Source organism: Variovorax sp. FW301-JW7, from assembly GCF_058788795.1.
In genome coordinates, this window is the sequence record NZ_JBYTBC010000001.1 from 547,636 (window position 1) to 572,060 (window position 24,425).

General features: G+C 68.3%; 25 protein-coding genes and 1 pseudogene. 17 read left to right on the plus strand and 9 right to left on the minus strand.

The genetic code is table 11. The features are described 5' to 3' along the window. The first annotated feature begins 1 nt into the window (after position 1). From AC3WQM_RS02340 to AC3WQM_RS02350, 3 genes are all read left to right on the plus strand, one after another. Entirely contained in the window at positions 2–817 is an 816-nt protein-coding gene (locus tag AC3WQM_RS02340; RefSeq protein ID WP_492676786.1) for an ABC transporter ATP-binding protein, read from the plus strand. Continuing rightward, positions 814–1,647 carry an ABC transporter permease gene (locus AC3WQM_RS02345; RefSeq protein ID WP_492676788.1) on the plus strand — a complete coding sequence of 278 codons (834 nt, stop codon included), beginning with the start codon at positions 814–816 and terminating at the stop codon, positions 1,645–1,647. Before AC3WQM_RS02340 ends, AC3WQM_RS02345 begins: the two co-directional genes overlap by 4 nt. 65 nt (positions 1,648–1,712) lie before the next feature. After that, positions 1,713–2,909, plus strand: a complete 1,197-nt coding sequence (locus AC3WQM_RS02350; protein ID WP_492676789.1) for a low temperature requirement protein A — start codon at positions 1,713–1,715, stop codon at positions 2,907–2,909. Positions 2,910–2,942: 33 nt separating this feature from the next. Here AC3WQM_RS02350 and AC3WQM_RS02355 read toward each other — a convergent pair whose 3' ends face one another. Beyond that, positions 2,943–4,547 carry a transglycosylase SLT domain-containing protein gene (locus AC3WQM_RS02355; protein WP_492676790.1) on the minus strand — a complete coding sequence of 535 codons (1,605 nt, stop codon included), beginning with the start codon at positions 4,545–4,547 and terminating at the stop codon, positions 2,943–2,945. After that, entirely contained in the window at positions 4,544–5,323 is a 780-nt protein-coding gene (gene gloB, locus AC3WQM_RS02360) for a hydroxyacylglutathione hydrolase (RefSeq protein WP_492676791.1), read from the minus strand. The genes AC3WQM_RS02355 and gloB overlap by 4 nt, the downstream gene beginning before the upstream one ends. On the opposite strand from gloB, the gene AC3WQM_RS02365 reads away from it, so the two are divergent. Together AC3WQM_RS02365 and rnhA are read left to right on the plus strand one after the other, a co-directional pair. Continuing rightward, the gene (locus tag AC3WQM_RS02365) at positions 5,322–6,083 is read left to right on the plus strand and encodes a class I SAM-dependent methyltransferase (protein WP_260684899.1); all 762 of its coding nucleotides are present in this window, start codon (positions 5,322–5,324) and stop codon (positions 6,081–6,083) included. The two genes, gloB and AC3WQM_RS02365, sit on opposite strands and share 2 nt — an antisense overlap. A gap of 66 nt (positions 6,084–6,149) precedes the next feature. Then, positions 6,150–6,599: a ribonuclease HI gene (gene rnhA, locus AC3WQM_RS02370; RefSeq protein ID WP_139704073.1), complete on the plus strand. Its 450-nt coding sequence runs from the start codon at positions 6,150–6,152 to the stop codon at positions 6,597–6,599. Positions 6,600–6,621: 22 nt separating this feature from the next. Here the strand turns inward: rnhA and moeA are convergent, their stop codons facing one another. Genes moeA through AC3WQM_RS02390 form a run of 4 tightly spaced genes read right to left on the minus strand, consistent with a single transcriptional unit; the run spans position 6,622 to position 10,559 of the window. Further along, positions 6,622–7,938: a molybdopterin molybdotransferase MoeA gene (gene moeA / locus AC3WQM_RS02375; protein ID WP_492676792.1), complete on the minus strand. Its 1,317-nt coding sequence runs from the start codon at positions 7,936–7,938 to the stop codon at positions 6,622–6,624. Next, positions 7,935–8,579, minus strand: coding sequence for a molybdenum cofactor guanylyltransferase MobA (gene mobA / locus AC3WQM_RS02380; RefSeq protein WP_492676794.1), 645 nt, complete (start codon positions 8,577–8,579; stop codon positions 7,935–7,937). Before mobA ends, moeA begins: the two co-directional genes overlap by 4 nt. An 11-nt stretch (positions 8,580–8,590) precedes the next feature. Further along, the gene (gene moaA, locus AC3WQM_RS02385) at positions 8,591–9,733 is read right to left on the minus strand and encodes a GTP 3',8-cyclase MoaA (RefSeq protein WP_492676795.1); all 1,143 of its coding nucleotides are present in this window, start codon (positions 9,731–9,733) and stop codon (positions 8,591–8,593) included. Positions 9,734–9,782: 49 nt separating this feature from the next. Next, complete coding sequence (locus AC3WQM_RS02390; RefSeq protein ID WP_492676797.1) at positions 9,783–10,559, minus strand: serine hydrolase domain-containing protein; 777 nt, start codon at positions 10,557–10,559, stop codon at positions 9,783–9,785. Between AC3WQM_RS02390 and AC3WQM_RS02395 the strand changes: the two are divergent. The 4 genes and pseudogenes from AC3WQM_RS02395 to AC3WQM_RS02410 form a co-directional block, all read left to right on the plus strand. Next, positions 10,558–11,073 (plus strand): annotated as a pseudogene (locus AC3WQM_RS02395) (DNA adenine methylase); the annotation flags it as partial. The gene AC3WQM_RS02390 and the pseudogene AC3WQM_RS02395 overlap by 2 nt on opposite strands. 8 nt (positions 11,074–11,081) lie before the next feature. Continuing rightward, entirely contained in the window at positions 11,082–11,825 is a 744-nt protein-coding gene (locus tag AC3WQM_RS02400; protein ID WP_492676798.1) for a hypothetical protein, read from the plus strand. 314 nt (positions 11,826–12,139) lie between these two features. After that, positions 12,140–12,775 (plus strand): superoxide dismutase, encoded by a 636-nt coding sequence (locus AC3WQM_RS02405; protein WP_492676800.1) that lies wholly within the window; start codon positions 12,140–12,142, stop codon positions 12,773–12,775. A gap of 22 nt (positions 12,776–12,797) precedes the next feature. Then, positions 12,798–13,721, plus strand: a complete 924-nt coding sequence (locus tag AC3WQM_RS02410) for a ZIP family metal transporter (protein ID WP_492676802.1) — start codon at positions 12,798–12,800, stop codon at positions 13,719–13,721. A gap of 24 nt (positions 13,722–13,745) precedes the next feature. Here AC3WQM_RS02410 and AC3WQM_RS02415 read toward each other — a convergent pair whose 3' ends face one another. Further along, positions 13,746–15,179 (minus strand): aldehyde dehydrogenase family protein, encoded by a 1,434-nt coding sequence (locus AC3WQM_RS02415; protein ID WP_492676803.1) that lies wholly within the window; start codon positions 15,177–15,179, stop codon positions 13,746–13,748. 55 nt (positions 15,180–15,234) lie between these two features. Continuing rightward, entirely contained in the window at positions 15,235–15,792 is a 558-nt protein-coding gene (locus AC3WQM_RS02420; protein WP_492676805.1) for a peroxiredoxin, read from the minus strand. 132 nt (positions 15,793–15,924) lie between these two features. Here AC3WQM_RS02420 and AC3WQM_RS02425 point away from each other — a divergent pair, with 132 nt between their 5' ends. From AC3WQM_RS02425 to AC3WQM_RS02460, 8 genes are all read left to right on the plus strand, one after another. Then, positions 15,925–17,490: a phospholipase D family protein gene (locus AC3WQM_RS02425; RefSeq protein WP_492676806.1), complete on the plus strand. Its 1,566-nt coding sequence runs from the start codon at positions 15,925–15,927 to the stop codon at positions 17,488–17,490. Positions 17,491–17,499: 9 nt separating this feature from the next. Further along, positions 17,500–18,273: a sterol desaturase family protein gene (locus AC3WQM_RS02430; protein WP_307693011.1), complete on the plus strand. Its 774-nt coding sequence runs from the start codon at positions 17,500–17,502 to the stop codon at positions 18,271–18,273. Then, a complete protein-coding gene (locus AC3WQM_RS02435; protein WP_492676808.1) occupies positions 18,254–19,195 on the plus strand; it encodes a fatty acid desaturase family protein in 942 nt (313 codons plus the stop codon). Before AC3WQM_RS02430 ends, AC3WQM_RS02435 begins: the two co-directional genes overlap by 20 nt. A gap of 4 nt (positions 19,196–19,199) precedes the next feature. Next, on the plus strand, positions 19,200–21,122 hold the full coding sequence (locus tag AC3WQM_RS02440) for an iron-containing redox enzyme family protein (RefSeq protein WP_492676810.1): 1,923 nt from the start codon (positions 19,200–19,202) through the stop codon (positions 21,120–21,122). Beyond that, on the plus strand, positions 21,106–22,017 hold the full coding sequence (locus AC3WQM_RS02445) for a DUF6999 family protein (protein ID WP_492676812.1): 912 nt from the start codon (positions 21,106–21,108) through the stop codon (positions 22,015–22,017). The genes AC3WQM_RS02440 and AC3WQM_RS02445 overlap by 17 nt, the downstream gene beginning before the upstream one ends. A 17-nt stretch (positions 22,018–22,034) precedes the next feature. Further along, entirely contained in the window at positions 22,035–22,403 is a 369-nt protein-coding gene (locus AC3WQM_RS02450) for a hypothetical protein (protein WP_159276639.1), read from the plus strand. After that, complete coding sequence (locus AC3WQM_RS02455) at positions 22,390–22,638, plus strand: hypothetical protein (RefSeq protein WP_056580179.1); 249 nt, start codon at positions 22,390–22,392, stop codon at positions 22,636–22,638. The genes AC3WQM_RS02450 and AC3WQM_RS02455 overlap by 14 nt, the downstream gene beginning before the upstream one ends. Positions 22,639–22,864: 226 nt before the next feature. Further along, a complete protein-coding gene (locus AC3WQM_RS02460) occupies positions 22,865–23,458 on the plus strand; it encodes a hypothetical protein (protein WP_099789886.1) in 594 nt (197 codons plus the stop codon). Positions 23,459–23,473: 15 nt separating this feature from the next. Here the strand turns inward: AC3WQM_RS02460 and AC3WQM_RS02465 are convergent, their stop codons facing one another. After that, positions 23,474–24,310, minus strand: a complete 837-nt coding sequence (locus tag AC3WQM_RS02465) for a metal-dependent hydrolase (protein WP_070060929.1) — start codon at positions 24,308–24,310, stop codon at positions 23,474–23,476. Positions 24,311–24,425: the final 115 nt, after the last annotated feature.

Sequence of the window (24,425 nt, forward strand, 5' to 3'; positions counted from 1 at the left end):
CATGTCCGACTACGCACTCGAACTCCTTTCCATCCGCTGCACCTTCCATTCGAAGGACGACCCGGGCCAGCGCTACACGGCGGTGGACGACACCACGCTGCGCATCGGTGCGGGCGAGTTCGTCTCGGTGGTCGGGCCCACGGGCTGCGGCAAGTCGACGCTGCTGAACGTGGGCGCAGGGTTGCTCGAACCATCGTCGGGCGGGGTGAAGGTCTTCGGCCGGGCGCTCACGGGCGTGAACAAGCGCGCGGGCTACATGTTCCAGACCGAGGCGCTGATGCCATGGCGCAGCGCCATCGACAACGTGAAGGTGGGGCTGCAGTACCGCGGCGTGCCCGATGCCGAGGCGCACGCGCAGGCCGAGGCCTGGCTCTCGCGCGTGGGCCTTTCGGGCTTCGGCGATCGCTACCCGCACCAGCTCTCGGGCGGCATGCGCAAGCGCGTGGCGCTGGCGCAGACGCTGGTGCTCGACCCCGACATCATCCTCATGGACGAGCCCTTCAGCGCGCTCGACGTGCAGACGCGGCAGCTGATGGAAAACGAAGTGCTCGAACTCTGGAGCGCGAAGAAGAAGGCCGTGCTCTTCATCACGCACGACCTCGACGAGGCGATTGCGATGAGCGACCGCGTGGTGGTGCTGTCGGCCGGCCCGGCGACGCGGCCGATCGGCGAGTTCGTGATCGACCTGCCGCGTCCGCGCGACGTGGCCGAGGTGCGCACGCAGCCGCGCTTCGTGGAGTTGCATCGGCAGATCTGGGAGGTGCTGCGCGACGAGGTGCTCAAGGGCTACGCGCAGCAACTGAGGAAGGCCGCATGATGCCGCGCCTCGATGCACGCCATGCGCGCTTCTGGCAGCTGATGCTGCTGGCCGTGATCCTCGTGACCTGGCATGTGGCCTCGCGCAACGACCAGATCGCGTTCTTCCTCGGCCAGCCGATCGTGGTGGCGGGGCGCATCTGGAGCTGGTTCCTGCCCTTCGAGGTGCCGCCGAACCTGGTGTTTCCCGAAGGCCTGAAGGGCAACGCCGACATCTACCGCCACCTGGGCACGACGCTGCTCGAAACGGTGCTGGCCTTCGGCATCGGTACGGCGCTCGGGCTGGGCTGCGGCCTGTGGCTGGCGCTGGCGCCCACGGCGAGCCTGATCCTCGACCCCTACATCAAGGCCGCGAATTCGATGCCGCGCGTGATCCTCGCGCCGATCTTCGCGCTGTGGTTCGGCCTGGGCATCTGGAGCAAGGTGGCGCTGGCCGTCACGCTGGTGTTCTTCATCGTGTTCTTCAACGTCTACCAGGGCGTGCGCGAAGTGAGTCCGGTGGTGCTGGCCAACGCGAAGATGCTGGGCGCCAACCAGCGGCAGCTGCTGCGCACGGTGTACCTGCCCAGCGCCACGAGCTGGGTGTTCTCCAGCCTGCACACCTCCGTGGGCCTGGCTTTCGTCGGCGCGGTGGTGGGGGAGTACCTGGGCTCGGCGCGCGGCGTGGGCTACCTGATCCTGCAGGCCGAGGGCACCTTCGACGTGAACACGGTCTTCGCGGGCATCGTGGTGCTCACGGCCTTCGCGCTGGCACTCGACGGGCTCGTGGGGCTGATCGAGAAGCGCCTGATGAAGTGGCAACCCAGGAGCGGCGAGACCGAGAAGTTGTAGGCCGCCAGTGCGATGATCGCGCCAGAGCGCCCGTGGGGGGCGACAACAACATCTGGGAGTGAATCTTGAACCACAACCACGGGAACCAGCGCGGGAGTACCTTGCGCTCGCGCGGCGAAGCCGCAAGGGTGTCGAACGAAGAGCTGTTCTTCGACCTGGTCTATGCCTTTTCCGTCACGCAGCTGTCCCACTACCTGCTGGACCACCTCACGCTGCTCGGCGCCTTGCAGACGCTGGTGATGTGGTTTGCGGTGTGGCTCGGCTGGCAGTACACGGCGTGGACGACCAACTGGTTCAACCCGGGCACGCTGCGCATACGGGCCATGCTGTTCGGCGTCATGCTGCTGGCGATGGTGATGGCGTCGGCATTGCCGGGCGCCTTCGGCGAGCGCGGGCTGGTGTTCGCGCTGTGTTTCGCGGGCATCCAGGTCGGGCGCACCTTCGGCATGCTGGTGGCGGTGGGGCGCGACCATGCGCTGGCGCCCAACTTCCGGCGCCTGCTGGCCTGGAACTGCGTGGCCGCGGTGTTCTGGATCGCGGGCGGCCTGGCGCAGCAAGGCACGGTGCGTCTGTTGCTGTGGATGGCTGCTGTCTCGTGCGAGTACGTGGCGCCGATGATTGGCCTGCGCTTTCCGGGCCTCGGGCGGTCGACCACCGCCGACTGGACCATTGACGGCGGCCACCTGGCCGAGCGCTGCCAGCTGTTCGTGATCGTGGCGCTGGGCGAATCGGTGCTGGCCACCGGCATCGCCTTCGGCCACCACACCGAATGGCACGGTGTCGACCTGTTCGCGCTGCTCGTGAGCTTCGCCGGCAGCCTCGCGATGTGGTGGATGTACTTCGACACCAGCGCCAAGGAAGCGACGCACGTCATCGAGCACGCCAAGGACCCGGGCGGCATCGGCGCCAAGTTCCACTACACGCATGTGATCCTGGTGGCCGGCATCATCGTCTGCGCCGTGGCCGACGAACTCGTGATCGGCGAGGGTTCGCACCATGCGCAATGGAAGCACCTCGGACCGCTGTTGGGTGGGCCGGCGATCTACCTGTTCGGCAATGCGCTGTTCAAGCGCGTGGTGCGCGGCTTCATGCCGCAGTCGCACCTGTACGGCTTGGCGCTGCTCGCGGTGTTGGCGGTGTTCGCCTCACAGCTCTCGATCCTGGTGGTGGGCTCGTTGACCACGCTGGTGATGGTGGCCGTGGCGGCGCTGGAGGCCGTGGTGCGCCGCCGGGCCGGGGCCGGGCAGACGCTGCACCCCTGAGCGGCGCGGCGTTGCCGCTGCCGACGACGGTGCTCAGCGCTTGTGCTTGGACGGCGTGCCGCCGCGCGGCTGGCGCACCACCGCCTGCTTGGCGCTGCTGCTGCCGCGTGCGGCGGTCTTGGCCGGCACACCGCCGCGCTTGGAGGTGGCCACCACGGCGCCACGGCCGCGCGCGGGTGCTGCGCCCGAGCCGACACGGGCCGCAGGCGTGGCGCGCACCGGCAGGTACACGACCACGCTGTAGCCGCGCTTGAAGGCGTGGCTCGTGTTGACGTCGTTCCAGTCGGCCACGGCCGCGGGCTTGAGGTTGTAGCGGCGCGCGATGCTCGCCACGTTGTCCGAGCGGCCGGCCTTGACGGTGGTGCGGCGCGTGATGATCTCGGGCTGGAAGCTCAGGTGGCCGCCGTCGGCCACGACCGCCGCCACGTCTTCCTTCACGCGCGCGCCGCGCGGCACGATCAGCGTGGAGCCGGCCTTGATCAGCATGCGCGGCGGCACGTTGTTGAGCGCGCGCAGGTCCGACTCGCTCATGCCCGAGCGCTGGGCGGCGTCGGCCACCGTCATGGTGCTGGGCACGACCCAGGCGGTCCAGCTGGCGTACTGGCCTTGCGAGTAGGCGTCGAAGTTGCGCTTGAAGACCGCCGCGTTGTCCCAGGGCAGCAGGATGTCGGAGGTGCCGGCCGCGATCAGCACGGGCTTGTGGGCGGCGGGGTTGAGCGCGCGGAAGTCTTCGATGCGCACGTCGGCCAACTTGGCCGCCAGTTCCACGTCGAGGTCGCGCGTGAGCGGCACGGTCTGGAAGTAGGGGTGGTTGGCGATCAGCGGCAGCTCGGCGTTGAAGGCCTGCGGGTTGGCCACGATGTTCTTCACGGCCTGCAGCTTGGGCACGTAGAGCCGGGTCTCGGCCGGCATCGACAGGTCGCTGTAGGTGGTGGGCAGGCCCAGGCGCTGGTTCTTGGCGATGGCGCGTCCCACGCTGCCTTCACCCCAGTTGTAGGCGGCCAGTGCGAGCTGCCAGTCGCCGAACATGCCGTAGAGCTTCTGCAGGTAGTCGAGCGCGGCGCGGGTGGAGGCCACGACGTCGCGGCGGTCGTCGCGGAAGATGTTCTGCTTCAGGTCGAAGTCGGTGCCGGTGGCGGGCATGAACTGCCACATGCCGGCGGCGCGCGCGCTCGACACGGCCTGCGGATTGAAGGCGCTCTCGATGTACGGCAGCAGCGCCAGCTCGGTCGGCATGTTGCGGCGCTCGAGCTCCTCGACGATGTGGAAGATGTACTTGTTCGAGCGCTCGGTCATGCGCTGGATGTAGTCGGGCCGGCTGGCGTACCACTGCTCGCGGTCGCGCACCAGGTCGCTCTCGAGGTTGGGCATCTTGAAGCCGCGGCGGATGCGGTCCCACATGTCGGCCGGCGGGGCCAGCGTGACCACGCTCTGCGAACGCGCCTGGCCGCTGGTCAGCGGGCTGAGGTTGGCGTCGCGCGGATAGATGGGCGTGGCGCTGCCCGAGGGGCGGGCGCCGGTGCCGCCGGCAGCGGTGCCGGCCTTGGCGGTGGGGGAGGAAGAAGCACTGTTGTCCGTGCTCGCGCAGCCCGCGAGTACCAGGGAGCCTGCGAGGCAGGTGGCAACGATAAATTTCATCGGAAGTCGTTTTTCCATTGGCGCAGCGCGGCGAACACCTCGGCTTCGGCGGCATCCGCGGAAAGCTCGGCATGGGCCCGCACTGCTCGAAAGACGGTGGCTTCGCGGCTGCGAAGAAAGGGGTTGATCCGGCGTTCGATCGCCAGTTGCGAGGGCAGCGTGGGCTGCCCCTGTGCGCGCAGGCTTTCGCAATGCGCGTTGTAGTGAGTGAGTTCGTCGTTGCCGGGTTCCACGGCGCGGGCGAACTTCAGGTTAGCAAGTGTGTATTCGTGCGCACAGCACACACGCGTGTCGCCGGGCAGCGCGGCCAGCGCGTCGAGCGAGGCGAGCATCTGCGCAGGCGTGCCCTCGAACAGGCGACCGCAGCCGCCGGAGAAGAGGGTGTCGCCGCAGAACAGCACGGGGGCCTGCGCGGCCGAGGCCGGCAGAAAGTACGCGATGTGCCCGGCCGTGTGGCCCGGCACGTCGATGACCTCGAAGCGCAGGCCCAGGGCCTGCGCGATGTCGCCCTGCACCAGCGGCGTGAAGGGCTCGGGGATGCGCTCGCGCGCCGGGCCCCACACCTTCGCGCCCGTGGCCGCATGCAACGCGGCCACGCCGCCCGTGTGATCGGGGTGGTGGTGCGTGACTAGAATCGCGGCCAGCTGCAGCTTGTGGTGCGCCAACGCATCGAACACCGGTTGGGCATCGCCCGGGTCCACCACGATGGCGTGGTGCCCGTCGTGCAGCATCCAGATGTAGTTGTCAGCAAAAGCGGGCAGCGGAACAAGGGTCATGAGCGGTCAAATTATAGGTTTGCAGGATTGGTTCGCGACCCCCCCCGGTCGCTACCTCCTGGCCTGGGAACAGGCCCAGTTCGACGAGGCGGTGGCCGATGTTTTTGGTTACCACGCCTTGCAGCTCGGCGCGGCCGAGGTCAACGGGCTGCGCACCAACCGCATGCCGCACCGCTGGCTGGCCCTGACCGACCCGGTGCGGGCCGGCAAGGCCACGCTGGTGACCGACTTCGCCGCCTTGCCGTTCGCGGCCAACAGCCTCGATCTCGTGGTGCTGCCGCACGCTTTGGAACTCAGTCCCGATCCGCACGCCACGCTGCGCGAGGTCGAGCGGGTGCTGGTGCCCGAGGGCCGGGTGGTGATCTGCGGCCTGAACCCGACCAGCCTGTGGGGCCTGCGGCAGCGCCGCGGGCACCTGTACCGCCGGCTGGGCCTGGGCGAGACCTTCCTGCCCGAGGCCGGCGAGTTCATCGGCTACTGGCGCATGCGCGACTGGTTGCGGCTCTTGAGCTTCGAGGTGGAATCGGGCCGTTTCGGCATCTACCGGCCGGCGGTGCGCAGCGAAGCCTGGCTGGAGCGCTCGCGCTGGATGGACGCTGCCGGCGAGCGTTGGTGGCCGATCTTCGGCGCCGCCTATTTCCTGGTGGCGGTGAAGCGCGTGCGCGGCATGCGCCTGCTGAGCACCGACTGGCGCCGCAGCGGTGCGCGGGCGACGGCGCCGGTGCCCATCGCGGGCAAGGTGCACCGCAGCAAGCAGTGAACGAACGAATCCATGGACGCGGGCGGCATCGCCCGCATGACGCTAGAGAAAAAAGGAACAGTCAGTTTGAACGAAGTCGTGATCTACACCGATGGCGCGTGCAAGGGCAACCCGGGACCGGGCGGCTGGGGCGCGTGGCTCAAGTCGGGCCCCACCGAGAAGGAACTGTTCGGCGGTGAACTCAACACCACCAACAACCGCATGGAACTCACGGCCGTGATCGAAGGCCTGGCCGCGCTCAAGCGGCCCTGCAAGGTGCTGCTGTACCTCGACAGCCAGTACGTGCGCATGGGCATCACCGAGTGGATTCGCGGCTGGAAGGCCAAGGGCTGGCTCACCTCGACCAAGCAGCCCGTGAAGAACGTCGAGCTCTGGCAGCGGCTCGACAAGCTGGTGGCCGAAGGCGGTCACCAGATCGAGTGGCGCTGGGTGAAGGGCCACTCGGGCGACCCGGGCAACGAGCGGGCCGACATGCTGGCCAACAAGGGCGTGGACAAGGCCCTGGGCCGGATCTGACCCTCGGCGGCTGGGCCAGGGGCTAGATCAGCCCGTCGAAGACCATCACGTCGACTTCCTGCCCGGCGTCGACATGGCCCTGGTCGTGGGGCAGCACCACGAGCCCGTTGGCCTCGAGCATCGAGCTCAGCACACCCGATCCCTGGTGCGCCGCCACCCGCACTTCTGGCAACGACCCCGGCACCTGACGGACAACTCCGCGCTGGTACTCGGTGCGCCCCGGTTTCTTGCGGATGGGCCCGGCGCTGCGCGCGCGCAGCAGCGGCGGCGGGGCGCAGGCCGCGTCGTGGCAGCCCATCAGCCGCAGCAGCGCCGGCCGCACGAAGGCCAGGAAGGCAACCATCGCCGCCACCGGATTGCCCGGCAGGCCGAACAGCACGGCCGACGTGGCCGTGGCCTCGCGCGGACGCGGAATCAGCCCCACCGCCAGCGGCCGTCCGGGCCGCATCGCGACCCGCCAGAAGGCCATGTCGCCCAGTTGCTGCATCACGTCGCGCGTGTGGTCGGCCGCGCCTGCGCTCACGCCACCGCTGGTGACGATGGCATCGGCCTCGTGCGCCGCGCGCTGCAGCGTGGCCGCGAGCGTGGCGGGGTCGTCGTGCACCAGGCCGAGGTCGATCACCTCGCAGCCCAGCCGCGTGAGCAGCCCGAACAGCGTGTAGCGGTTGCTGTCGTACACGGCGCCTTCGCGCGGCGTGTCGCCCAGGCAGAGGATTTCGTCGCCGGTCGAGAAGTACGCCACGCGCAGCCGGCGCCGCACGGTCACGCGCGCCAGGCCGAGGCTGGCGACCATGCCGAGCGCGGCCGGCGACAGGCGCTCGCCGCGCCGCAGCGCCGGCTGGTCCTGCATCAGGTCTTCGCCCGCGAGGCGGCGGTTGTCGCCGCGCCGCAGCACGCGGGCCGGAAAGCAGACCTGGTCGCCGTCGACCTTGCAGAACTCTTGCGGGATCACGGTGTCCAGGCCCGCCGGCATCATCGCGCCGGTCATGATGCGCACCGCGTCGTGCGGCCCGAGCGTGCCGCGCCAGGCCGAGCCGGCCAGCGCCGTGCCCGCCACGCGCAGCGTGAGCGAATGGTCGATGGGCGCATCGGCCGGCAGCAGTGCGCCGTCGAAGGCGTAGCCGTCCATGGCCGAGTTGTCGTGCGGCGGCACGCTCACGGGCGAGACAAGGTCGTCGGCCAGCACACGGCCGAGCGCGTCGCGCAGCGCGACCTCTTCGGCGTCGGCCACGGCCAGCGGCGCGACGAGGCGCGCGAGAAAGGCGGCGACGGTGTCGACGTCGAGGTCGCCCGCGTCGTAGTCCGCGAGGTCGGCGGCAATGGCGGCGATGCGGCTCATGGCTGTTCGAGCGTCTGCAGGTCGGCCAGCGTGTTCGCGTTGAAGAAGGCGTCGGGCGCGTCGCCGGGGCGGTCGAAGGGAACGGTCAGGGCGTTGTGCTGCGCGGTCCAGGCGCCGACCTTGCGGCCGCCTTCCTCGACAAAGCGGCGCAGGCTGTCGCGCAGTTCGATGTGCAGCAGGCAGAACACCGGCTGACGGTGCAGCACCGTGCGGCCGTCGGCCTCGGTTTCAGGCGCGGCGGCCATGGCGATGCGCGCGTGGGCGCCCTCGGCGGCCAGGGCTTCGGCCAGTCGCGCCGCCAGGTCGGGCGGAAAGCGTGGCGTGTCGCAGGGCACGGTGAGCAGCCAGGGCGTGGGGCAGTGTTCGAGCCCGCTCAGCATGCCGGCCAGCGGACCGGGGTGGTCGGGCACGCTGTCGGCGAACACCGGCACGCCCAGCGCTTCGTAGGCGGCGAAGTTCCGGTTGGCATTGATCAGCACGCGGCCGACCTGCGGGCGCAGCCGCCGCACGGCGTGCGCAGCGAGCACTTCCCCCTGGAGCATCTGCAGGCCCTTGTCGACCCCGCCCATGCGGGTGCCGCGCCCGCCGGCGAGCACGAGGCCTGTGATGTCGGCCGCTGCGATGGCCGGTGCGGTACCCATGGCTGGCGGCCTCATCCGCCGATGTAGCTCATCTCGACGCGCCGGGGCGCTGCCGCGTCGGGGGCGCTGTCGTCGGGGCCGCGCAGCGCGCGCAGCTCGGAGTAGCGGTCGGCGCGGCCCTGCCAGATGTGGCCGATGGCGGAGGCAATGTCGCCGTCGCTCGCGCCGTCGCGCAGCATCGGTCGCAGGTCGTGGCCCTGGCTTGCGAACAGGCACAAGTACAGCTTGCCCTCGGTCGACAGGCGCGCGCGGCTGCAGTCGTGGCAGAAGGCCTGGGTCACGCTGCTGATCACGCCGATCTCGCCGCCGCCGTCGGCATAGGCCCAGCGCTGGGCGGTCTCGCCGGGCGTGGTGGCTTCGAGCGGCACGAGCGGAAACTCGGCCGCGATGCGGGCGATGACCTCGGCCGAGGGCAGCACTTCGTCCATGCGCCAGCCGTTGGTGGCGCCCACGTCCATGTACTCGATGAAGCGCAGCACGACCTTGCCGCCGTGATGCTCGCGGAAGTAGCGCGCCATCGGCAAGATCTCTTGCTCGTTGGTGCCGCGCTTGACCACCATGTTGACCTTGATCGGGCCCAGGCCCGCGGCCAGGGCGGCGTCGATGCCGGCCAGCACGTCGGCCACCGGAAAGTCGACGTCGTTCATGTGGCGGAACACGGTGTCGTCCAGGCTGTCCAGGCTCACCGTCACGCGCTGCAGGCCGGCGGCCTTCAGCGCGGCGGCCTTGCGTTTCAGCAGCGAGCCGTTGGTGGTCAGCGTGAGCTCGAGCGCATCGCCGTCGGGCGTGCGCAGCTCGGCCAGTTGCGCGATGAGGCCCTCGATGTGCTTGCGCAGCAGCGGCTCGCCGCCGGTCAGGCGGATCTTGCGCACGCCGTGCGAGGCGAACAGGCGCGCCAGGCGCGTGATTTCCTCGAAGCTCAGCAGGGCGCTGTGCGGCAGGTACTGATAGTCCTTGTCGAACACGTCCTTGGGCATGCAGTAGCTGCAGCGGAAGTTGCAGCGGTCGGTCACGCTGATGCGCAGGTCGGTCAGCGGGCGGCCCAGCCGGTCGGCCAGCAGGCCGGTGGCGGGCACGGCGATGGCCGGCGCGGCCACGATGGCGTGGCCGGCCTGAGCGATCGGAATGACGGTACTGCTGCTGCTGTTCTTCATGGGGCGATGCCGATTTTGCGCCATGGCCCGCGACCGCGCGCCATGCGGGCTACTTCAGCACTGCCGCATAGACCATGTTGCGCGCGAGGCTTCGGTAGTGGGTGCGGTACTTGGGCGATTGCAGCATCAGCACCACGAACAGCTCGTTCTTCGGATCGACCCACATGTAGGTGCCCCCCGCGCCGCCCCAGTTGTACTCGCCGCCGCCGGACGGGTAGGGCGCCTCGCCATCGTTGCGGCGCACCGCGAAGCCCAGGCCGAAGCCGTAGCCCGGGCCCGGCAGGTACAGCGGGCCGGGCACGATGCCGGCGCCAGCGTTCGAATGGTCGCTCGTCATCAGCGCCAGCGTGCGCGGGCCGAGGTAGCGCGTGCCGTCGAGCGTGCCGCCGTTGAGCAGCATCTGCAGGAAGCGCGCGTAGTCGGACGCGGTCGACACCAGCCCGCCGCCGCCCGATTCGAGCTTGCGCGCGATGCGCGGGTCGTTCAGGTCGGCACCCACGCCGAAGCTGCGGTCGCTCGGCAGCGGCTCGGCGATGCGCGGCTGGCGCGCGGGCTCGGGCACGTAGTACGTGGTGTCCTTCATGCCCAGCGGGTCGAACAGGCGCGCCTTTTCGAACTGGTACAGCGACTGGCCCGACACCACCTCGACCACGCGGCCCAGGATGTCGGTGGAGTAGCTGTAGTCCCAGGTCGTGCCGGGCTGGTAGGCCAGCGGCAGCTTGGCCAGGCGCTGCGAGAACTCGGCGTTGGTCGGATCGCCGTCCGCCAGGTTGGCCGCGTTGTAGGCCTGCTTCACCAGCCCCGGGCCGAAGAAACCGTAGGTCACACCGCCCGAGGTGCTGACCGACGTGCAGCGGGCCGCGCGTTTCTTCTACCTGCAGCAGCAGGCCTTCGGTGGCCGCGTCCAGGGACAGACCTGGGGCACGGCCACCACCGCGCCAGCGATCAACCTGCTGCGCATCGAGGAGAACCTCAGCGCGGCTCACTTGCGCCTGGCCAGCGCCTACATCGAGCAGCTCGACTGGGCCACCTGCCTGGACCGCTACGACCGGCCGCACACGCTCTTCTACATGGACCCGCCGTACTGGCAGACCGAGGGCTACGGCGTGCCCTTCGAGTGGAGCCAGTACGAGCTGATGGCCACCAAGCTGCGCCAGATCAAGGGCAAGGCCATCATCAGCCTCAACGACCACCCGGATATTCGGCGGTGCTTCGAGGGCTTCGGGATGGAGAGCCTGGCCATCGACTACACCGTGGGCGGAGGTGCCAACCGGGCGGAGCGCCAGGAACTGATCATCTACAGTTGGGATCGTGAGGCCGAGCCCGCAGGCCTTTTTTAAGGAGCGCCATGGCGAAGTTTCCCGACGACCTGTACTTCACCGGTGCCAGCGAACCTGCTGGAGTCTTGTTCTGGGGGAAATCGGCCGAGCAAACCGAAAAGGATCTGGCTGCGGGTATCGCAAGGCTCGGCGGATTTCGGGCGCCGAACTATGGCCAGGCCTACCTGCTCGCGGCCAATACCCTGTTGACCGCCGCTCGGGAGAAGAAGACGTTGGACCACCACGGCCTGCCGATCTTCTTTCTCCAGCGTCACTCGGCCGAACTGCTGATCAAGGCCCCGCTGCAACTCGGGATCGACGTTCAGAAGTATCGGGAGAAGCTCGGCCGCCCGCGCCCCCGTTTCCCCAGCAAAAACCAAGCGAAACGAGCGGAAGGTTGGCACGGCCTTGGCGAGTTGCTTGCCGATCTGGAGGCGATGACCAAGGCCTTGCAGGTCGGCATCGTTCCTGACGCTGTCCGCTCGGTGGTGGCGGAGATCCTTGCGGTGGAGATGAAGCACACTTGGTCGAGGTACTCCTACGACTGGTACACGCCGGATGGTGGCGGTGACGAGGCCCTCAAGGTGCACATGAAGGACGAAGTCGTCATCCCTCTGGCCAAGATTCAGAACTTGCTTCAAGCTGCAAACGACGCCCTGGGCACCATCTGGCCATTCCATGGAGGGCTGATCATGGGGGCACTGGGCGGCCTCTATGAGGGCTTGCTGCGCGAGGCGGGCGAGATCGAAGCCGGGCCGCTGGGACACCTTTGAGCCGCGCCAATTGCCACTAGAAGACGTGGGGAGGACCGGACTCGGGGTCCCAGTTCGCCGGCATCGGGTTGCGCGCCAGCGACTTCGATGACGCCGTTGCCGCGGGCTCATCGTTCGGTGGACGCCTGTCTTTCCTTCCCGGCAATTCCTTTGCAGCGGGCGTAACCGGATCAGGGCAGACTTATCGCACCGATCTGAGCGCACTTATCGCGGCGCGCTTCAGCAGACAATGAGAATTACTATCATTTGAACGCCTGAGTACGCAGCACAAGCACCACGCAAAGGGCTCTCTTCCAACAAGGAGCTTCCCAACCGTGCCGTACACCCTGCCAGCCTTGCCCTATGCCTTCGACGCGCTCGAACCCCACATCGACGCGCAGACGATGGAGATCCACCACGGCAAGCACCACCAGACCTACGTGAACAACCTGAATGCGGCGTTGAAAGACACGCCGCATGCGGACACGCCGGTCGAAGCCCTCGTCGCCGGCGTCGAGGAACTGCCCGAGGCGCTGCGCGCCCCCGTGCGCAACAACGGCGGCGGCCACGCCAACCACAGCCTGTTCTGGACCGTGATGGCCCCCGTGGGCGAGGGCGGCGGCGGGGCGCCTGCGGACTCGCTCGCAAAGGCCATCGACGCCGACCTGGGCGGCTTCGACGCCTTCAAGGACGCCTTCACTAAGGCCGCGCTCACGCGCTTCGGCAGCGGCTGGGCCTGGCTGGTCGTCGGTGCCGACGGCAAGCTCGCCGTGGAAAGCAGCGGCAACCAGGACAGCCCGCTGATGCGCGGCGTCGGCTCGGGCAAGACCCCGGTCCTGGGCCTGGACGTGTGGGAGCACGCCTACTACCTGAAGTACCAGAACCGCCGCCCCGAGTACATCGCGGCCTTCTACAACGTGGTGAACTGGGCCGAAGTGGCCCGCCGCCATGCCGCCGCGACCGGCGGCTGATGAACCGAAGAGGAGCCCGCCCATGAACGACACGCCGCAGGGCACGGTGGCCACGGCGCCGCCGCCGAGGTCGCCGCGCCCGTTGCGCGAATGGATCGGCTTTGCCATCGTCGCGGCCGGCGCGCTGGCGCTGGCGTCGCAGTTCTGGTCCTTCGTGCGCGCCGACCCGCTGGTGTGGAACGCGCTGCGCGGCGGTTCGGTGGCGGCGCTGGCGACCGCGCTGGGCACGCTGCCGGTGCTGTTCTCGCAGAAGCTGCCCGACAAGCTGCAGGACACGCTGTTCGGCTTCGGCGCCGGCGTGATGCTCGCGGCCTGCGCCTTCTCGCTGATCATTCCCGGGCTGGATGCCGCCAAGTCGACGGGCGTCTTCGGCGGCGGCGACTGGGCGGCCGGCGGCGTGATCGGCACGGCCATCCTGCTGGGCGGCCTGGTGCTCATGACCATGGACCGCGTGCTGCCGCACGAGCATTTCATCAAGGGCCGCGAAGGGCAGAGCGGGCGGCAGCTGCGCCGCACCTGGCTCTTCGTGTTCGCGATCGCGCTGCACAACGTGCCCGAGGGCCTGGCCATCGGCGTCGGCTACGCGGCCAACAACGGCGTGCGCGCCGACGCGCTCGCCACCGGCATCGCGATCCAGGACGTGCCCGAGGGGCTGGTGGTGGCCGTGGCGCTGCTGGCGGCGGGTTACAGCCGCCTGTTCGCGGTGCTGATCGGCATGGCCTCGGGCTTGGTCGAACCACTCGGTGCCGTGCTCGGCGCGGCGGTGGTGGGACATTCGGCGATGCTGCTGCCCTGGGGGCTGGGCTTCGCGGCAGGCGCGATGCTGTTCGTGATCAGCCACGAGATCATTCCCGAATCGCACCGCAAGGGGCACGAGGCCTACGCGACCAGCGGGCTGATGATCGGCTTCGTGCTGATGATGCTGCTGGACACCGCGCTGGGCTGACGCCCGGGCGCGGCGTCGTCAGCCTCAGCCGTGCTTGACGGCGATGGTCTTCAGGGTCGTGAAGCCGTACAGGGCCTCGAAGCCCTTCTCGCGACCGTAGCCCGACGACTTCACGCCGCCGAACGGCAGTTCGACGCCGCCGCCCGCGCCGTAGTTGTTGATGAACACCTGGCCGCTCTTCACGCGCCGGGCCATGCGGAACTGGCGCGCGCCATCGGCCGTCCAGACGCCGGCCACGAGGCCGAACTGGGTGGCGTTGGCGAGCGCCACGGCTTCGTCCTCGTCGGCGAACTGCATCGCAGCGAGCACGGGGCCGAACACTTCTTCCTGCGCCAGGCGATGGCCCACGGGCACGTCGCGCAGCAGGGTCGGGGCCTGGTAGAAGCCGGTCTCGGGCGCTTCCTCGACCACCACGCCCTGCGCCACCATCGGGATGCCGGCGTGCTGCGCGTCGCTCAAGAAGTCCCACACGCGCTGCTGCTGCGTCTGGCGGATCAGCGGACCGACGTCGAGGTCCATCGCCGCGGGGCCCACGCGCAGGGCTTCGAAGGCATGGCCCAGGCGCTCGAGCAGGGGCTCGTAGATGTCGCGCTGGATCAGCACGCGCGAACCCGCCGAGCAGGTCTGGCCGGCGTTCTGCACGATGGCGTTGATCACCACGGGAATCACCGCGTCCAGGTCGGCGTCGGCGAACACGATCTGCGGGCTCTTGCCGCCCAGCTCGAGCGTGACGGGGCAGCGCCGTTCGGCCGCCACCTGCTGGATCAGCGTGCCGATCTTCGGGCTGCCCGTGAAGCTGATGTGGTCGATGCCTTCGTGGCGCGCGAGCGCGTCGCCCACTTCATGGCCGTAACCGGTCACGATGTTGAGCGCGCCGGCCGGAAAGCCGACCTCGGCCGCCAGTTGCGCCACGCGGATCAGCGACAGGCAGGCGTCTTCGGCCGGCTTGACCACGCACACGTTGCCGGCCGCCAGGGCGCCGCCCACGCTGCGCCCGAAGATCTGCATCGGGTAGTTCCACGGAATGATGTGGCCCGTGACGCCGTGCGGCTCGCGCCAGGTGAAGACGCTGTAGCCGTCCTGGTAGGGAATGGTCTCGCCGTGCAGCTTGTCGCAGGCGCCGGCATAGAACTCGAAGTAGCGCACCAGCGCCACGGCGTCGGCGCGGGCCTGCTTGACGGGCTTGCCGCAGTCGCGCTGCTCGATGAGCGCGAGCTCGTCGACGTGCTCGGCGATCTTCTGCGAGAGCTTGAAGAGCAGGCGGCCGCGGTCGGCGGCGCTGACCTTGTGCCACACGCCCTCGAAGCAGTCGCGCGCGGCGCGCACGGCGGCGTCGATGTCGGCGGCGTTGCTGCGCTGGATCTCGTCGAAAGGCTGGCCGTCCGACGGGTCGATGACGGGGAGGGTGCGGCCGGAGGCGGAGGGAACGTCCGCGTTGGCGATGTAGTTGAGCTGCATGGGGCGAGATTTTGCGCGAAGCCCGCCCCGCGCGTGGCGCCCCGGCCGGCCCGCCTTACTTCGCCGCGGTGGCTTTGGGCAGCGCGCGCACGGCGTTCAGCATGCGCTCGACGTGCTTGTCGGGGTTGAGGTTCTGGTAGTAGTAGGCGACCTTGCCGTCGGTCGCGATCACGTACGACAGTCGGTTGGCGAAGTCGGGCCGGGTCTGCATCAGCGCGTCGAAGCCCTGGATCACGGTCTTGCCCTGGTCGGAGGCCACCGGGAAGCGGCTCTGGCATGACTTGACCGAGAACTTGGACAGCGTGTCGATGTCATCGGCCGAGACGCCGATCACCGTGGCCCCGAGCGCGGCGAACTGGTCGACCGCCTCGGCGAAGGCATGGGCCTCGATGGAGCAGTCGTTGGAGTCGGCCGCTGGAAAGAAGTACAACACCACCGGCCCCTTGGCCAGCGCCTCGGCCAGCGAGTAGCGGAAGGTCTTGCCGCCGAGCGCGGCCGTGGCCGTGAACTTGGGCGCGGGATCGCCGATGTCGAGTGCGGCGTGGGCAGTGGGTACCCCGGCGGCGAGGGCCGCGGCCCACAAAGCGGTGCGCAAAAGGAGCGATCGGGCCATGATGTAACTCCGAAGCGAAGTGAACCGAATTCTAGGACGGTGCCTTGCGAAATGGGTCCTCGCTGAAACCGCGGCGGGCGTGGCGGCGTACATCAGGGCAATGGCAACCACAACGACAAGAGGAATCCGATCATGAATGCCTGGGCCCGGTCTTTCTTGCGCACGGCGCTGGCCGGCGTGCTGCTGGCATTGCTCGGCGCGTGCGGCTCGCTGCCGCCGGCGCGCGAACGCCCGGCCGAACACGCCGCCGCGGCCGACCCGGGCACCGCGCTCGCGAAGATCGCCGCGGCCTCCACGCCGCCCGGCGAGCATTCGGGCTTCCGGCTGATGCCGCTGGGCGTGTACTCGCTCGACGCGCGCATCCAGCTCGCGCAGCGCGCCGAGCACTCGCTGGTGGTGCAGTACTACCAGCTCGAGAACGACGCCACCGGCCGGCTGCTGCTGCGCACGCTGCGCGAGGCGGCGGCACGTGGCGTGAAGGTGCGGGTGCTGGTGGACGACCTGTACACGGTGAAGAGCCAGCAGCTGTTGCTGGCGCTGTCCGAAACGCCGAATGTGTCGGTGCGCCTGTTCAACCCGTTCTGCTGCGCGCGCGACGGGTTTCTCTCGCGCTTCGTGGTGTCGATCTTCGACATCCACCGGCTCAACCACCGCATGCACAACAAGCTCTTCATTGCCGACGGCGCGATGGCGGTGGTGGGCGGGCGCAACATCGCCGACGAGTATTTCGTGCTGAGCGAGGCGCAGAACTTCATCGACATGGATGCGCTGGTGGTCGGCAAGGTGGTGCCGCAACTCGAGAGCATCTTCGACGCCTACTGGAACAGCGACCAGGTCTGGCCCATCGCCGAGATCGTGCGCGCGGAGGCGGGCGCCGCCACCTTCGACGCCGAGATCGGCATGTCGGGCCCGCCGCCGAAGGTCGTGCTGCCGCCCTCGGACATCCTCGGCTACGGCCCCATCGCCGAAGAGCTCGACGGCGGCCGCATGGGCCTGCTGTGGGGCGAGGCCCGCGCCATCGCCGACCCGCCCTCCAAGCCCACGACCCTGACGGCCGAAGACGCCATCGCCACCAGCGTGACCATGAAGGTCTGGGCGCTGCTGCTCGACGCCAAGACCGAGGTCGACCTGACCTCGCCCTACCTCGTGCCCGGCGAGCGCGGCATGGCGGCCTTCGAGGACCTGGCCAAACGCAAGGTCAAGCTCACGCTGCTGACCAATTCGCTGGCCGCCAACGACGAGCCGCTGGTGCACACCGGCTACGCGCGCTACCGTGAGCGCCTGCTGAAAGGCGGCGCCGACCTGTACGAGCTGAGCCCGCAACGCACCACCGCGAGCATGCGCTTCGGCAGCTTCGGCAACTCGCTGGGCCGGCTGCACGCCAAGACCGCCGCCATCGACAAGACGCGCATCTTCATCGGCTCGATGAACCTCGACCCGCGCTCGGCCAGCCAGAACACCGAGATGGGCGTGGTGGTCGACAACCCGCAACTGGCGCGCGAGATGCTGCGCATCATCCACGTGAGCAAGCTGCAGAACTCCTACCGGCTGCGGCTGTCGAAGGAGGGCGGCACGCTCGAATGGCTCACGAACGACGGCGAGAAAGAGATGATCCTCACCTCGGAACCCGAGTCGGGTTTCTTCCAGCGCCTGTACAACACCCTGATCTCCCCGCTGGTGCCCGAGATGCTGTTGTAGCCTCGGGGGATGGCGCAGACCTTCACTTCTCTTTCGGCTCCGCAGGTCATGCTGTGGGGCCTGCTGTTCTTCGGCGGCATCTACCTGGGTTTCGGCGCGCTCACCTGGCTGCTCACGAAGCGCGTGCTGCCGGCGCTGGGCATCGGGCGCGCGCTCGACCCTCGGCCCTTGCAGCCCGGCCAGTTGCGGCGTGAACTCACACAGTCGGGCATCTCGGTGTTGATCTTCGGACTGGGCATGGTGTTTCCTTGGGGGCTGCTGCAGCTGGGCTGGGCGCGACTCGAGCCCGACGCGGGCTGGCGCCGCATCGGCGTCGAGATCCTCGTGCTCGCGGTGTGGAACGACGTGCATTTCTGGCTCAACCACAGGCTGCTGCACACGCGCTGGCTGCGCCGCTTCCACGGGCCCCACCACCGTTCGTTCGTGACCACGCCGTGGGCCACCTACAGCTTTCACCCGATCGAGGCGCTGATGCTCGGCAACGTGATCCTGCTGCCGATGGTGCTGCACGACTTCAGCTTCTGGTCGCTGGCGTCGGTGCCGGTGTTCAGCCTGTTCTTCAACTGCGTCGGGCATTCGAACTACGACTTCGTGCCCGGCGTGTCGTACAGCCACTGGTTCGCCGCGAGCCGCCGGCACCACCTGCACCATGCCGTGCACAACGGCAACTACGGCTTTCAATTCACCTTCATGGACCGGCTGTTCCGCACGCGCATCGCGGCCGACGCGGCCGAGCCGCTGTTCCAGGCGTTTCGAAAGAAGCATGGCGCCACGACGGCCTGACGCGCGCCATCGGCTGCCGCGGCTGCGCCACTGGCGCGACTGGCAAAGCCTGGCGTACCTCGTCGCCTTGCCCGCGCTGGCGGCGTGGCAGTGGGTGCACGGCTTCCAGGTGGTGCTGTATGCGCTGATGCTGTTCCTCACGCTCGGCATCGGCGTGATCCACCACAACCACGTGCACCTGCGCATGTGGCGCGGTCGACGCATGAACCGGCTCACCGACTTCTGGATCACGCTGCTGCAGGGCCATCCGACCTTCGTCTTCTGGCCCGCGCACGTGGCCAACCACCACCGCCACCGCCACGGGCCGAAGGACGTGGCGCGCACCTACCGCTTCGGCGGCGACACCAACCACCTGTGGGGCTATCTGCTGCACCCGTTCCAGGCCGTGTGGGTGCTGATGCCGGTGTTCTTCGGTTGGCTCGCGCGCCTGCACCAGCACCACCGAGGCGCCTGGCGTTACTGCATGGCGCAGTACGCGCTGTGGCTGGCCAGCTGGAGCGTGCTGCTGGCGATCGACTGGCGCAAGGCATTGATCTTCGTGATCGTGCCGCAACTGCACGGCCTGCACTGGCTGCTGGCCACCAACTACCTGCAGCACGCGCACGCCGACGGCCGCAGGACGCCGCGCAAGGAGGCATCCGGCGATACCCGCGGTAGCCAGCTGAACTACGCGCGCAATTTCGAGGGGCTGGTGAACCCCTTGCTGTTCAACATCGGCCTGCACACCGCACACCACGAGAACCCGCATGCCCACTGGTCCGAGCTCACGCACCTGCATCACACGCGCTACCGCGCGCAGGTGGCACCCGCGCTCAACGAGGGCGGGCTGGTGCCGTACATGGTGCGCATCTTCGTGCTGGGGACCGTGTGGCCGCGTTTTCGCAGCCGCTCGCTGATGCCTCCCGATTCACCTATTGCCTGAACCCATGCCCGTTTCATTCCAACGCGTGTACCTCGAAAGCGCCGGCTATTTCATGCCCGGCGAGCCTGTTCCCAACGACCGCATGGACGCGTATATCGCGCCGCTCAACCGCATGTCGGAGCGCATCAAGCGCCGCATCCTGGCCGAGAACGGCATCCTCACGCGGCACTACGCGATCGACGAAGAAGGCGTGACACGCCACACCAACGCGCAGCTGGCGGCCGGTGCGATCCGCGACTGCCTGCAGCGTGGCGGCGCCGAGCTGTCGCGCGTGTCGCTGCTGGCCAGCGGCTCCTCGGGCGGCGACACGCTGATGCCCGGCTTCGCCAACATGATCCAGGGCGAACTGGCGGCGCAGCCGATGGAAACGCATTCGGTGCACGGCATCTGCGCGGCCGGCGTGTCGGCGATCCAGACGGCGGCGCAGGGCATCGAGCTGGGCGCACACCGCTCGGCGCTGGCGGTGGCCAGCGAAATGCCGTCGCGCCTGTTCAAGCGCTCGCGCTTTGCCGCGCGCGGCTACGAGACCGACTTCGACTCGCACTTCCTGCGCTGGATGCTGTCCGATGGCGCGGGCGCGCTGCTGCTGTCCGACGGCGCGCCCGCGCTGGCCGGCAAGCCGGGGCTGCGTCTGAAGCTGAAGTGGGTGCACCAGCGCGCCTTTTCGGGCGACTACCCGGTGTGCATGCAGCTGGGCCTGACCGAAGACCGCGCGCGCGGTCACCTCGATTTCGGCTCGTGGGCCGAGGCCGAAGCGGCCGGCGCGCTGTCGCTGCGCCAGGACATCCGCCTCTTGCCGCACCTGTTCGACATCGGCATCCACGAGTACGCGGGCCTGGTGCGCGACGGCTGGGTCGATCCGAAGCGGGTCGACCATTTCCTGTGCCACTACTCATCCGAAAAATTCATCCCGGTGGTCGAAGACCTGATGGCCAAGGCCGACCTGGCGATTCCGCGCGAGCGCTGGTGGAGCAACCTCGCGTGGCGCGGCAACACGGGCGCGGCATCGATCCTCGTGATGCTGGCGGAGTTTCTGCACACCAAGGCGCTGAAGCCGGGCGAGCAGATCTTCTGCTACGTGCCGGAGTCGGGGCGCTTCATGGCGGCGTACATGCTGCTCGAGGTCGAGGCCGTCGATGCGGCGCCCGTCGTGATCGCGTCCCGCGCTGCGGCGGCGGTGGCGCCCGACGACGACCTCGTCATTGCGCCGCCGCACGACCCGGCCGCTGCGCCCGAGGGCCTGGGCGCCTTGCTGACCGAGCTGGCCGCCATCTGGCACGACTACCGCTCGCGCGTGTGGCGCACGCCGCTGATCCGCCAGATTCGCGAGCGCCGTTTCGCCGTGCCCGACTACCTGAACTGGATGGAACAGTGGGTGCCGCAGGTGCGCGAAGGCAGCCTGTGGATGCGCGAAGGCGCCGCCTCGCTGAGCGAGCCGTACCGCATGCTGTCGTCGCTGATCGACGTGCACGCGGGCGAGGAGCAGAACGACTTCAACATCCTCTTCAGCGACTACCGCAAGGCCGGCGGCACGGTCGAGTCGATCGACGAACTGCGCCGCAACCCCGGCGGCGAGGCGCTCAACGCCTACCTGCACGGGCTGGCCGCCACGCGCGACCCGATCGGCCTTCTGGGCGCGATCTACATCATCGAAGGCACGGGCCAGCGCATCGTGCCGGCGCTGCTGCCGCTGCTGAAAGCCAGCCTGAAGCTGCCGCCCGAAGCCTTCCGTTTCCTCGAATACCACGGCCACAACGACGAGCACCACCTGAACCGCTGGCTCGCCGCGGTCGAGATGGTGATGGCCGTGGAAGGCCAAGCCCGCGCCGCCCGCCAGATTGCCGACACCGCGCGCCACACGGCCGCGCTGTACCTGATGCAGTTCCAGCACATCACCGAACGAATGCCCCATGGATCGAACACCTGATTTCCTGACGCAGGCGCACGACGAGCGCGACCCCAGCCCCTGGCTGGCGCTGTACCTCGACCAGAGCACGCCGCTGCCCGACGACGTGAAGGCGGCGTGGCTGGCCGATTCGAGCTCGGCCTCGCGCCAGTACCTGCTGCCGTTCCTGCGGCCGATCGCGCGGCTGACGATCATCCTGATCCAGATCGTGAAGGTGTTCGTGCCGCGCAACTGGTCGCACTCGATGCTGCTGCACCGCTTTCTGGCGTGGGGGCTCAAGCGCTTCGTGTCGCCCGAGGCCAACTGGCTGATCCTGCGGCACTTTCACCTGGGCTCGCAGGTGCTGGCCTTCATCGGTCGCAACTCGCCCGCGCCCGTGGGCACGTCGCCGCTGGAGCCGGCCGACATCGACGCGTTGAAGGACGAGATGTTCCTGAAGCATGACCTGAATTTGTTCAACTTCGTGATCCGGCTGAACACTGCATTGCGCGACAAGGGGCTGGCGCTGTGCAAGGCCGAGCAGGTCGATTTCTCGATGATCCAGCCGCCGGCGCTGCGGCTGGAAGACATGCCCCAGGGCAAGCTCAATTTTCTCGACCTGCAAAGCGCCATCGAGCTGTTCACGCCGCTGTACCAGCTGATGCTGACCGACAACGATTTCTGGCGCGCCGCCAACTCCTTGCAACTGGACGAAACCATCGGCATCTACGCGGCGACGATCCTGAACGCGCCGGAGCACCTGATCCTGGTCAACAACAAGCATCCGCTGGTGCCACTGTCGACTTTGCGGGCCGGGCACCGGCTGGTGATCCACGGCCTGTCGACCGAAATGCTTCACAGCCTGCTCCAGCGCATGCGCGCGGCGCAGGAAGCCATGTCGGCAGAGACACTTCCGCGGGACCCGCCCCTTGCATAGGGGTATGCTGTCCCCACATGCAAACCATGAACACGACCCGAAATCCGTCCCCCAAGACCGATCTGGCGGTGACCCACGTGCTGGCTCAACTGCTGGAGAGGCTTGAGCACAGCGCCGTGCCGGTTGGCGCCGAGCAGTACCGCTCGGTGGTCGAGCACCTGGTGCATGAATTCGAAGACGTCGAGCCCGGTGCCGAACTGGGCCAGTTGCTCGATGCCTATCCGGCCGCCTCCGAGGTCTACGAAAATATGAATTACCAGCACGCCGGCCTTTGCCGCTCGGCGCTGGACGTTTCCCTGGCCGCCGAAGGCGCTGCCAAGGAAGCCATTGCCCGCGCCATGCGCGGTGACGAATCGAACAAGGACAAGATGCATGGCCAAGGGTGAAGTGAAAACGGCAGTGGTGGCGGACGGGCTGCGCTACAAATCGAAGGCGCCGGGTTCGCCGTTCCGCGCCTCGGCGTCGTTCAGCGGGGCCACGATGTCCTGCTTCATGTGCGGCAAGCACCGCGTGCGTTCGCAGCTGCGCACGCGTCAGGTGCTGGGCAAGTCGCAGACCGTCTGCGCGCCTTCGTGCAAGGCGCTCGACGAGGCCCTCGAGGCCGAAGCATCGTCGAGCTGAGCGCCTAGCACGGCGCCGCGTCGCGTTGGCGACATGGCCTCATCGGCATGTCGTCGATTGCCTTCCATCCCGGTCGCAATCGATATACAGTTGGACACAAATGATGCAAGTAATTGCATTTAATCTAAAGTTCTAATTTGTAGCCGATGACCACTCAAATCCAGCAAGAAGGCGATCGGTGCCCCGCAGCGGGCGTGGATTTTTCTCTGCGTGGAGGGCCTGAGCTGTGAACAAGCCACGTCACGTCGTCATGCAGGTCGTCAAGCGCTCGTCCGGCAGCGCCACGCACCATGTCGAATTCCTCATGGACGACAACTTCGCCGAGCGCCTGCGTCAATTGCGCTCGCTGGTGCCGCCGCTGGGTGCTCTCAACAAACAACGCGACCTCGTGATCGACAAGGTCCGCGTGCGCCTGCCCAACGCCATCTGGCGCTCGGGCAACGAGATCGCCATCGACGGCGGGGTGGACGGCTCCTGCATCGTGATCGCGGCCGAGGGCTCGTTCAACTGCGGCGGCAAGGACCGCCGCACGCGCGAAAAACTCGTGACCTACAACTTCTCGATCGCACGCCTGATCGAGCTGCACGGCGAGCGCCCAGAAGGCGAAACGCTCTATATCCGCGACGGCGTGTTCGCCAACGACGAACCGGCCGAATCGCCGGCTGGCCGCTGGGTGGCCTCCATGCACGAACTCGAGGTGGTGATGCGCGTGCCCGATGCGCCGTCGGACTTCGACACGCTGCACGACCTCACGATGCGCGCCGACGGGCAGCCGACGCAGGCGGGGGCGCTGAGCCCGCACCGCGCCAGCATCTACTGACCCCGGCTGACGAACTCAGGCCGACGTTGCCGCAGGCGCGCCCACGGGCGTGAACTGCGCGCCGTTGTCGGCCAGCCAGCGCGCCGAGAGGCTGCTGTCCTGCTGGTCGGGATGGAAGTCGCTGCGCAGGTACTGGCGCCAGCCCGCGAGATTGCCCCGCAGCAGGCCGCCGCGGCCCAGCAGGATGCGCGCGGCGCTCTTCCAGGTGGCCCACTTCCACAGTTGCTTTTCATGCCGCAGGTTGTCGACCGTCTGGCGCATCAGGTCGCCGAGGAACATCACCGTCACGCGGCGGAACCAGCGCGTGCGCCATTCGTCGGAGCCGCCCGCGGCCTTGTAGATGTCGAAGGCCACGCTCTTGTGTTCCAGCTCTTCGGCGCTGTGCCACAGCCACATCGTGCGCAGTCGGGGCTCGGCGCCGTCCAGGATCTCGGGGCGGGCCAGCAGCCACTCGGCGAACATGGCCGTGAAGTGCTCGGTGGCGGCCGTCACGGCCAGCGCGTGGCGCGGATCGGCGCCGTCCATGAGTTCCATGCGTTGGCTGGCGCGCGCGGTCCAGCGGTCGACCAGGCCTTGCTGCTCCAGGTGCGCGTTGAACAGCGAATGGATGCGCCGGTGCGTCGCCTCCTGGCCGATGAAGCCGCGCACGTCGGCGCGGTGGCGCTCCTGCACCTCGGGCGGCAGCGTGGCCATGGCGTCGCGCACGGCGTCGATGAAGAACTGCTCGCCGAAGGGGAAGCTCATCGACAGGGCGTTGAAGAAAGCCGTCGAAAAGGCATCGCCGCCGCACCAGTCGCGCGAGAAGGGCGGTTGCAGATCGATCAGCAGGCGGCGGACTACGAGTTCGGTCATGGGGGCAATTCCTGAGGTCGTGGGCACAATGGTTGGTACAGATCCGTACCGCGTGCCGCCATGGTGCAATTGTGAACTGGTACTGTCAAGTACCAAGGCGTAGGAAAATGAATCG

Bases quoted from the DNA above. Each gene is read 5' to 3' on its own strand.
- AC3WQM_RS02340 (WP_492676786.1), top strand. From the start codon at position 2: ATGTCCGACTACGCACTCGAACTCCTTTCCATCCGCTGCACCTTCCAT.
- AC3WQM_RS02345 (WP_492676788.1), top strand. From the start codon at position 814: ATGATGCCGCGCCTCGATGCACGCCATGCGCGCTTCTGGCAGCTGATG.
- AC3WQM_RS02355 (WP_492676790.1), bottom strand. From the start codon at position 4,547: ATGAAATTTATCGTTGCCACCTGCCTCGCAGGCTCCCTGGTACTCGCG.
- AC3WQM_RS02365 (WP_260684899.1), top strand. From the start codon at position 5,322: ATGAGCGGTCAAATTATAGGTTTGCAGGATTGGTTCGCGACCCCCCCC.
- gloB (WP_492676791.1), bottom strand. From the start codon at position 5,323: ATGACCCTTGTTCCGCTGCCCGCTTTTGCTGACAACTACATCTGGATG.
- moeA (WP_492676792.1), bottom strand. From the start codon at position 7,938: ATGAGCCGCATCGCCGCCATTGCCGCCGACCTCGCGGACTACGACGCG.
- mobA (WP_492676794.1), bottom strand. From the start codon at position 8,579: ATGGGTACCGCACCGGCCATCGCAGCGGCCGACATCACAGGCCTCGTG.
- moaA (WP_492676795.1), bottom strand. From the start codon at position 9,733: ATGAAGAACAGCAGCAGCAGTACCGTCATTCCGATCGCTCAGGCCGGC.
- AC3WQM_RS02400 (WP_492676798.1), top strand. From the start codon at position 11,082: ATGGCGAAGTTTCCCGACGACCTGTACTTCACCGGTGCCAGCGAACCT.
- AC3WQM_RS02410 (WP_492676802.1), top strand. From the start codon at position 12,798: ATGAACGACACGCCGCAGGGCACGGTGGCCACGGCGCCGCCGCCGAGG.
- AC3WQM_RS02415 (WP_492676803.1), bottom strand. From the start codon at position 15,179: ATGCAGCTCAACTACATCGCCAACGCGGACGTTCCCTCCGCCTCCGGC.
- AC3WQM_RS02420 (WP_492676805.1), bottom strand. From the start codon at position 15,792: ATGGCCCGATCGCTCCTTTTGCGCACCGCTTTGTGGGCCGCGGCCCTC.
- AC3WQM_RS02425 (WP_492676806.1), top strand. From the start codon at position 15,925: ATGAATGCCTGGGCCCGGTCTTTCTTGCGCACGGCGCTGGCCGGCGTG.
- AC3WQM_RS02430 (WP_307693011.1), top strand. From the start codon at position 17,500: ATGGCGCAGACCTTCACTTCTCTTTCGGCTCCGCAGGTCATGCTGTGG.
- AC3WQM_RS02435 (WP_492676808.1), top strand. From the start codon at position 18,254: ATGGCGCCACGACGGCCTGACGCGCGCCATCGGCTGCCGCGGCTGCGC.
- AC3WQM_RS02440 (WP_492676810.1), top strand. From the start codon at position 19,200: ATGCCCGTTTCATTCCAACGCGTGTACCTCGAAAGCGCCGGCTATTTC.
- AC3WQM_RS02445 (WP_492676812.1), top strand. From the start codon at position 21,106: ATGGATCGAACACCTGATTTCCTGACGCAGGCGCACGACGAGCGCGAC.
- AC3WQM_RS02450 (WP_159276639.1), top strand. From the start codon at position 22,035: ATGCAAACCATGAACACGACCCGAAATCCGTCCCCCAAGACCGATCTG.
- AC3WQM_RS02455 (WP_056580179.1), top strand. From the start codon at position 22,390: ATGGCCAAGGGTGAAGTGAAAACGGCAGTGGTGGCGGACGGGCTGCGC.
- AC3WQM_RS02465 (WP_070060929.1), bottom strand. From the start codon at position 24,310: ATGACCGAACTCGTAGTCCGCCGCCTGCTGATCGATCTGCAACCGCCC.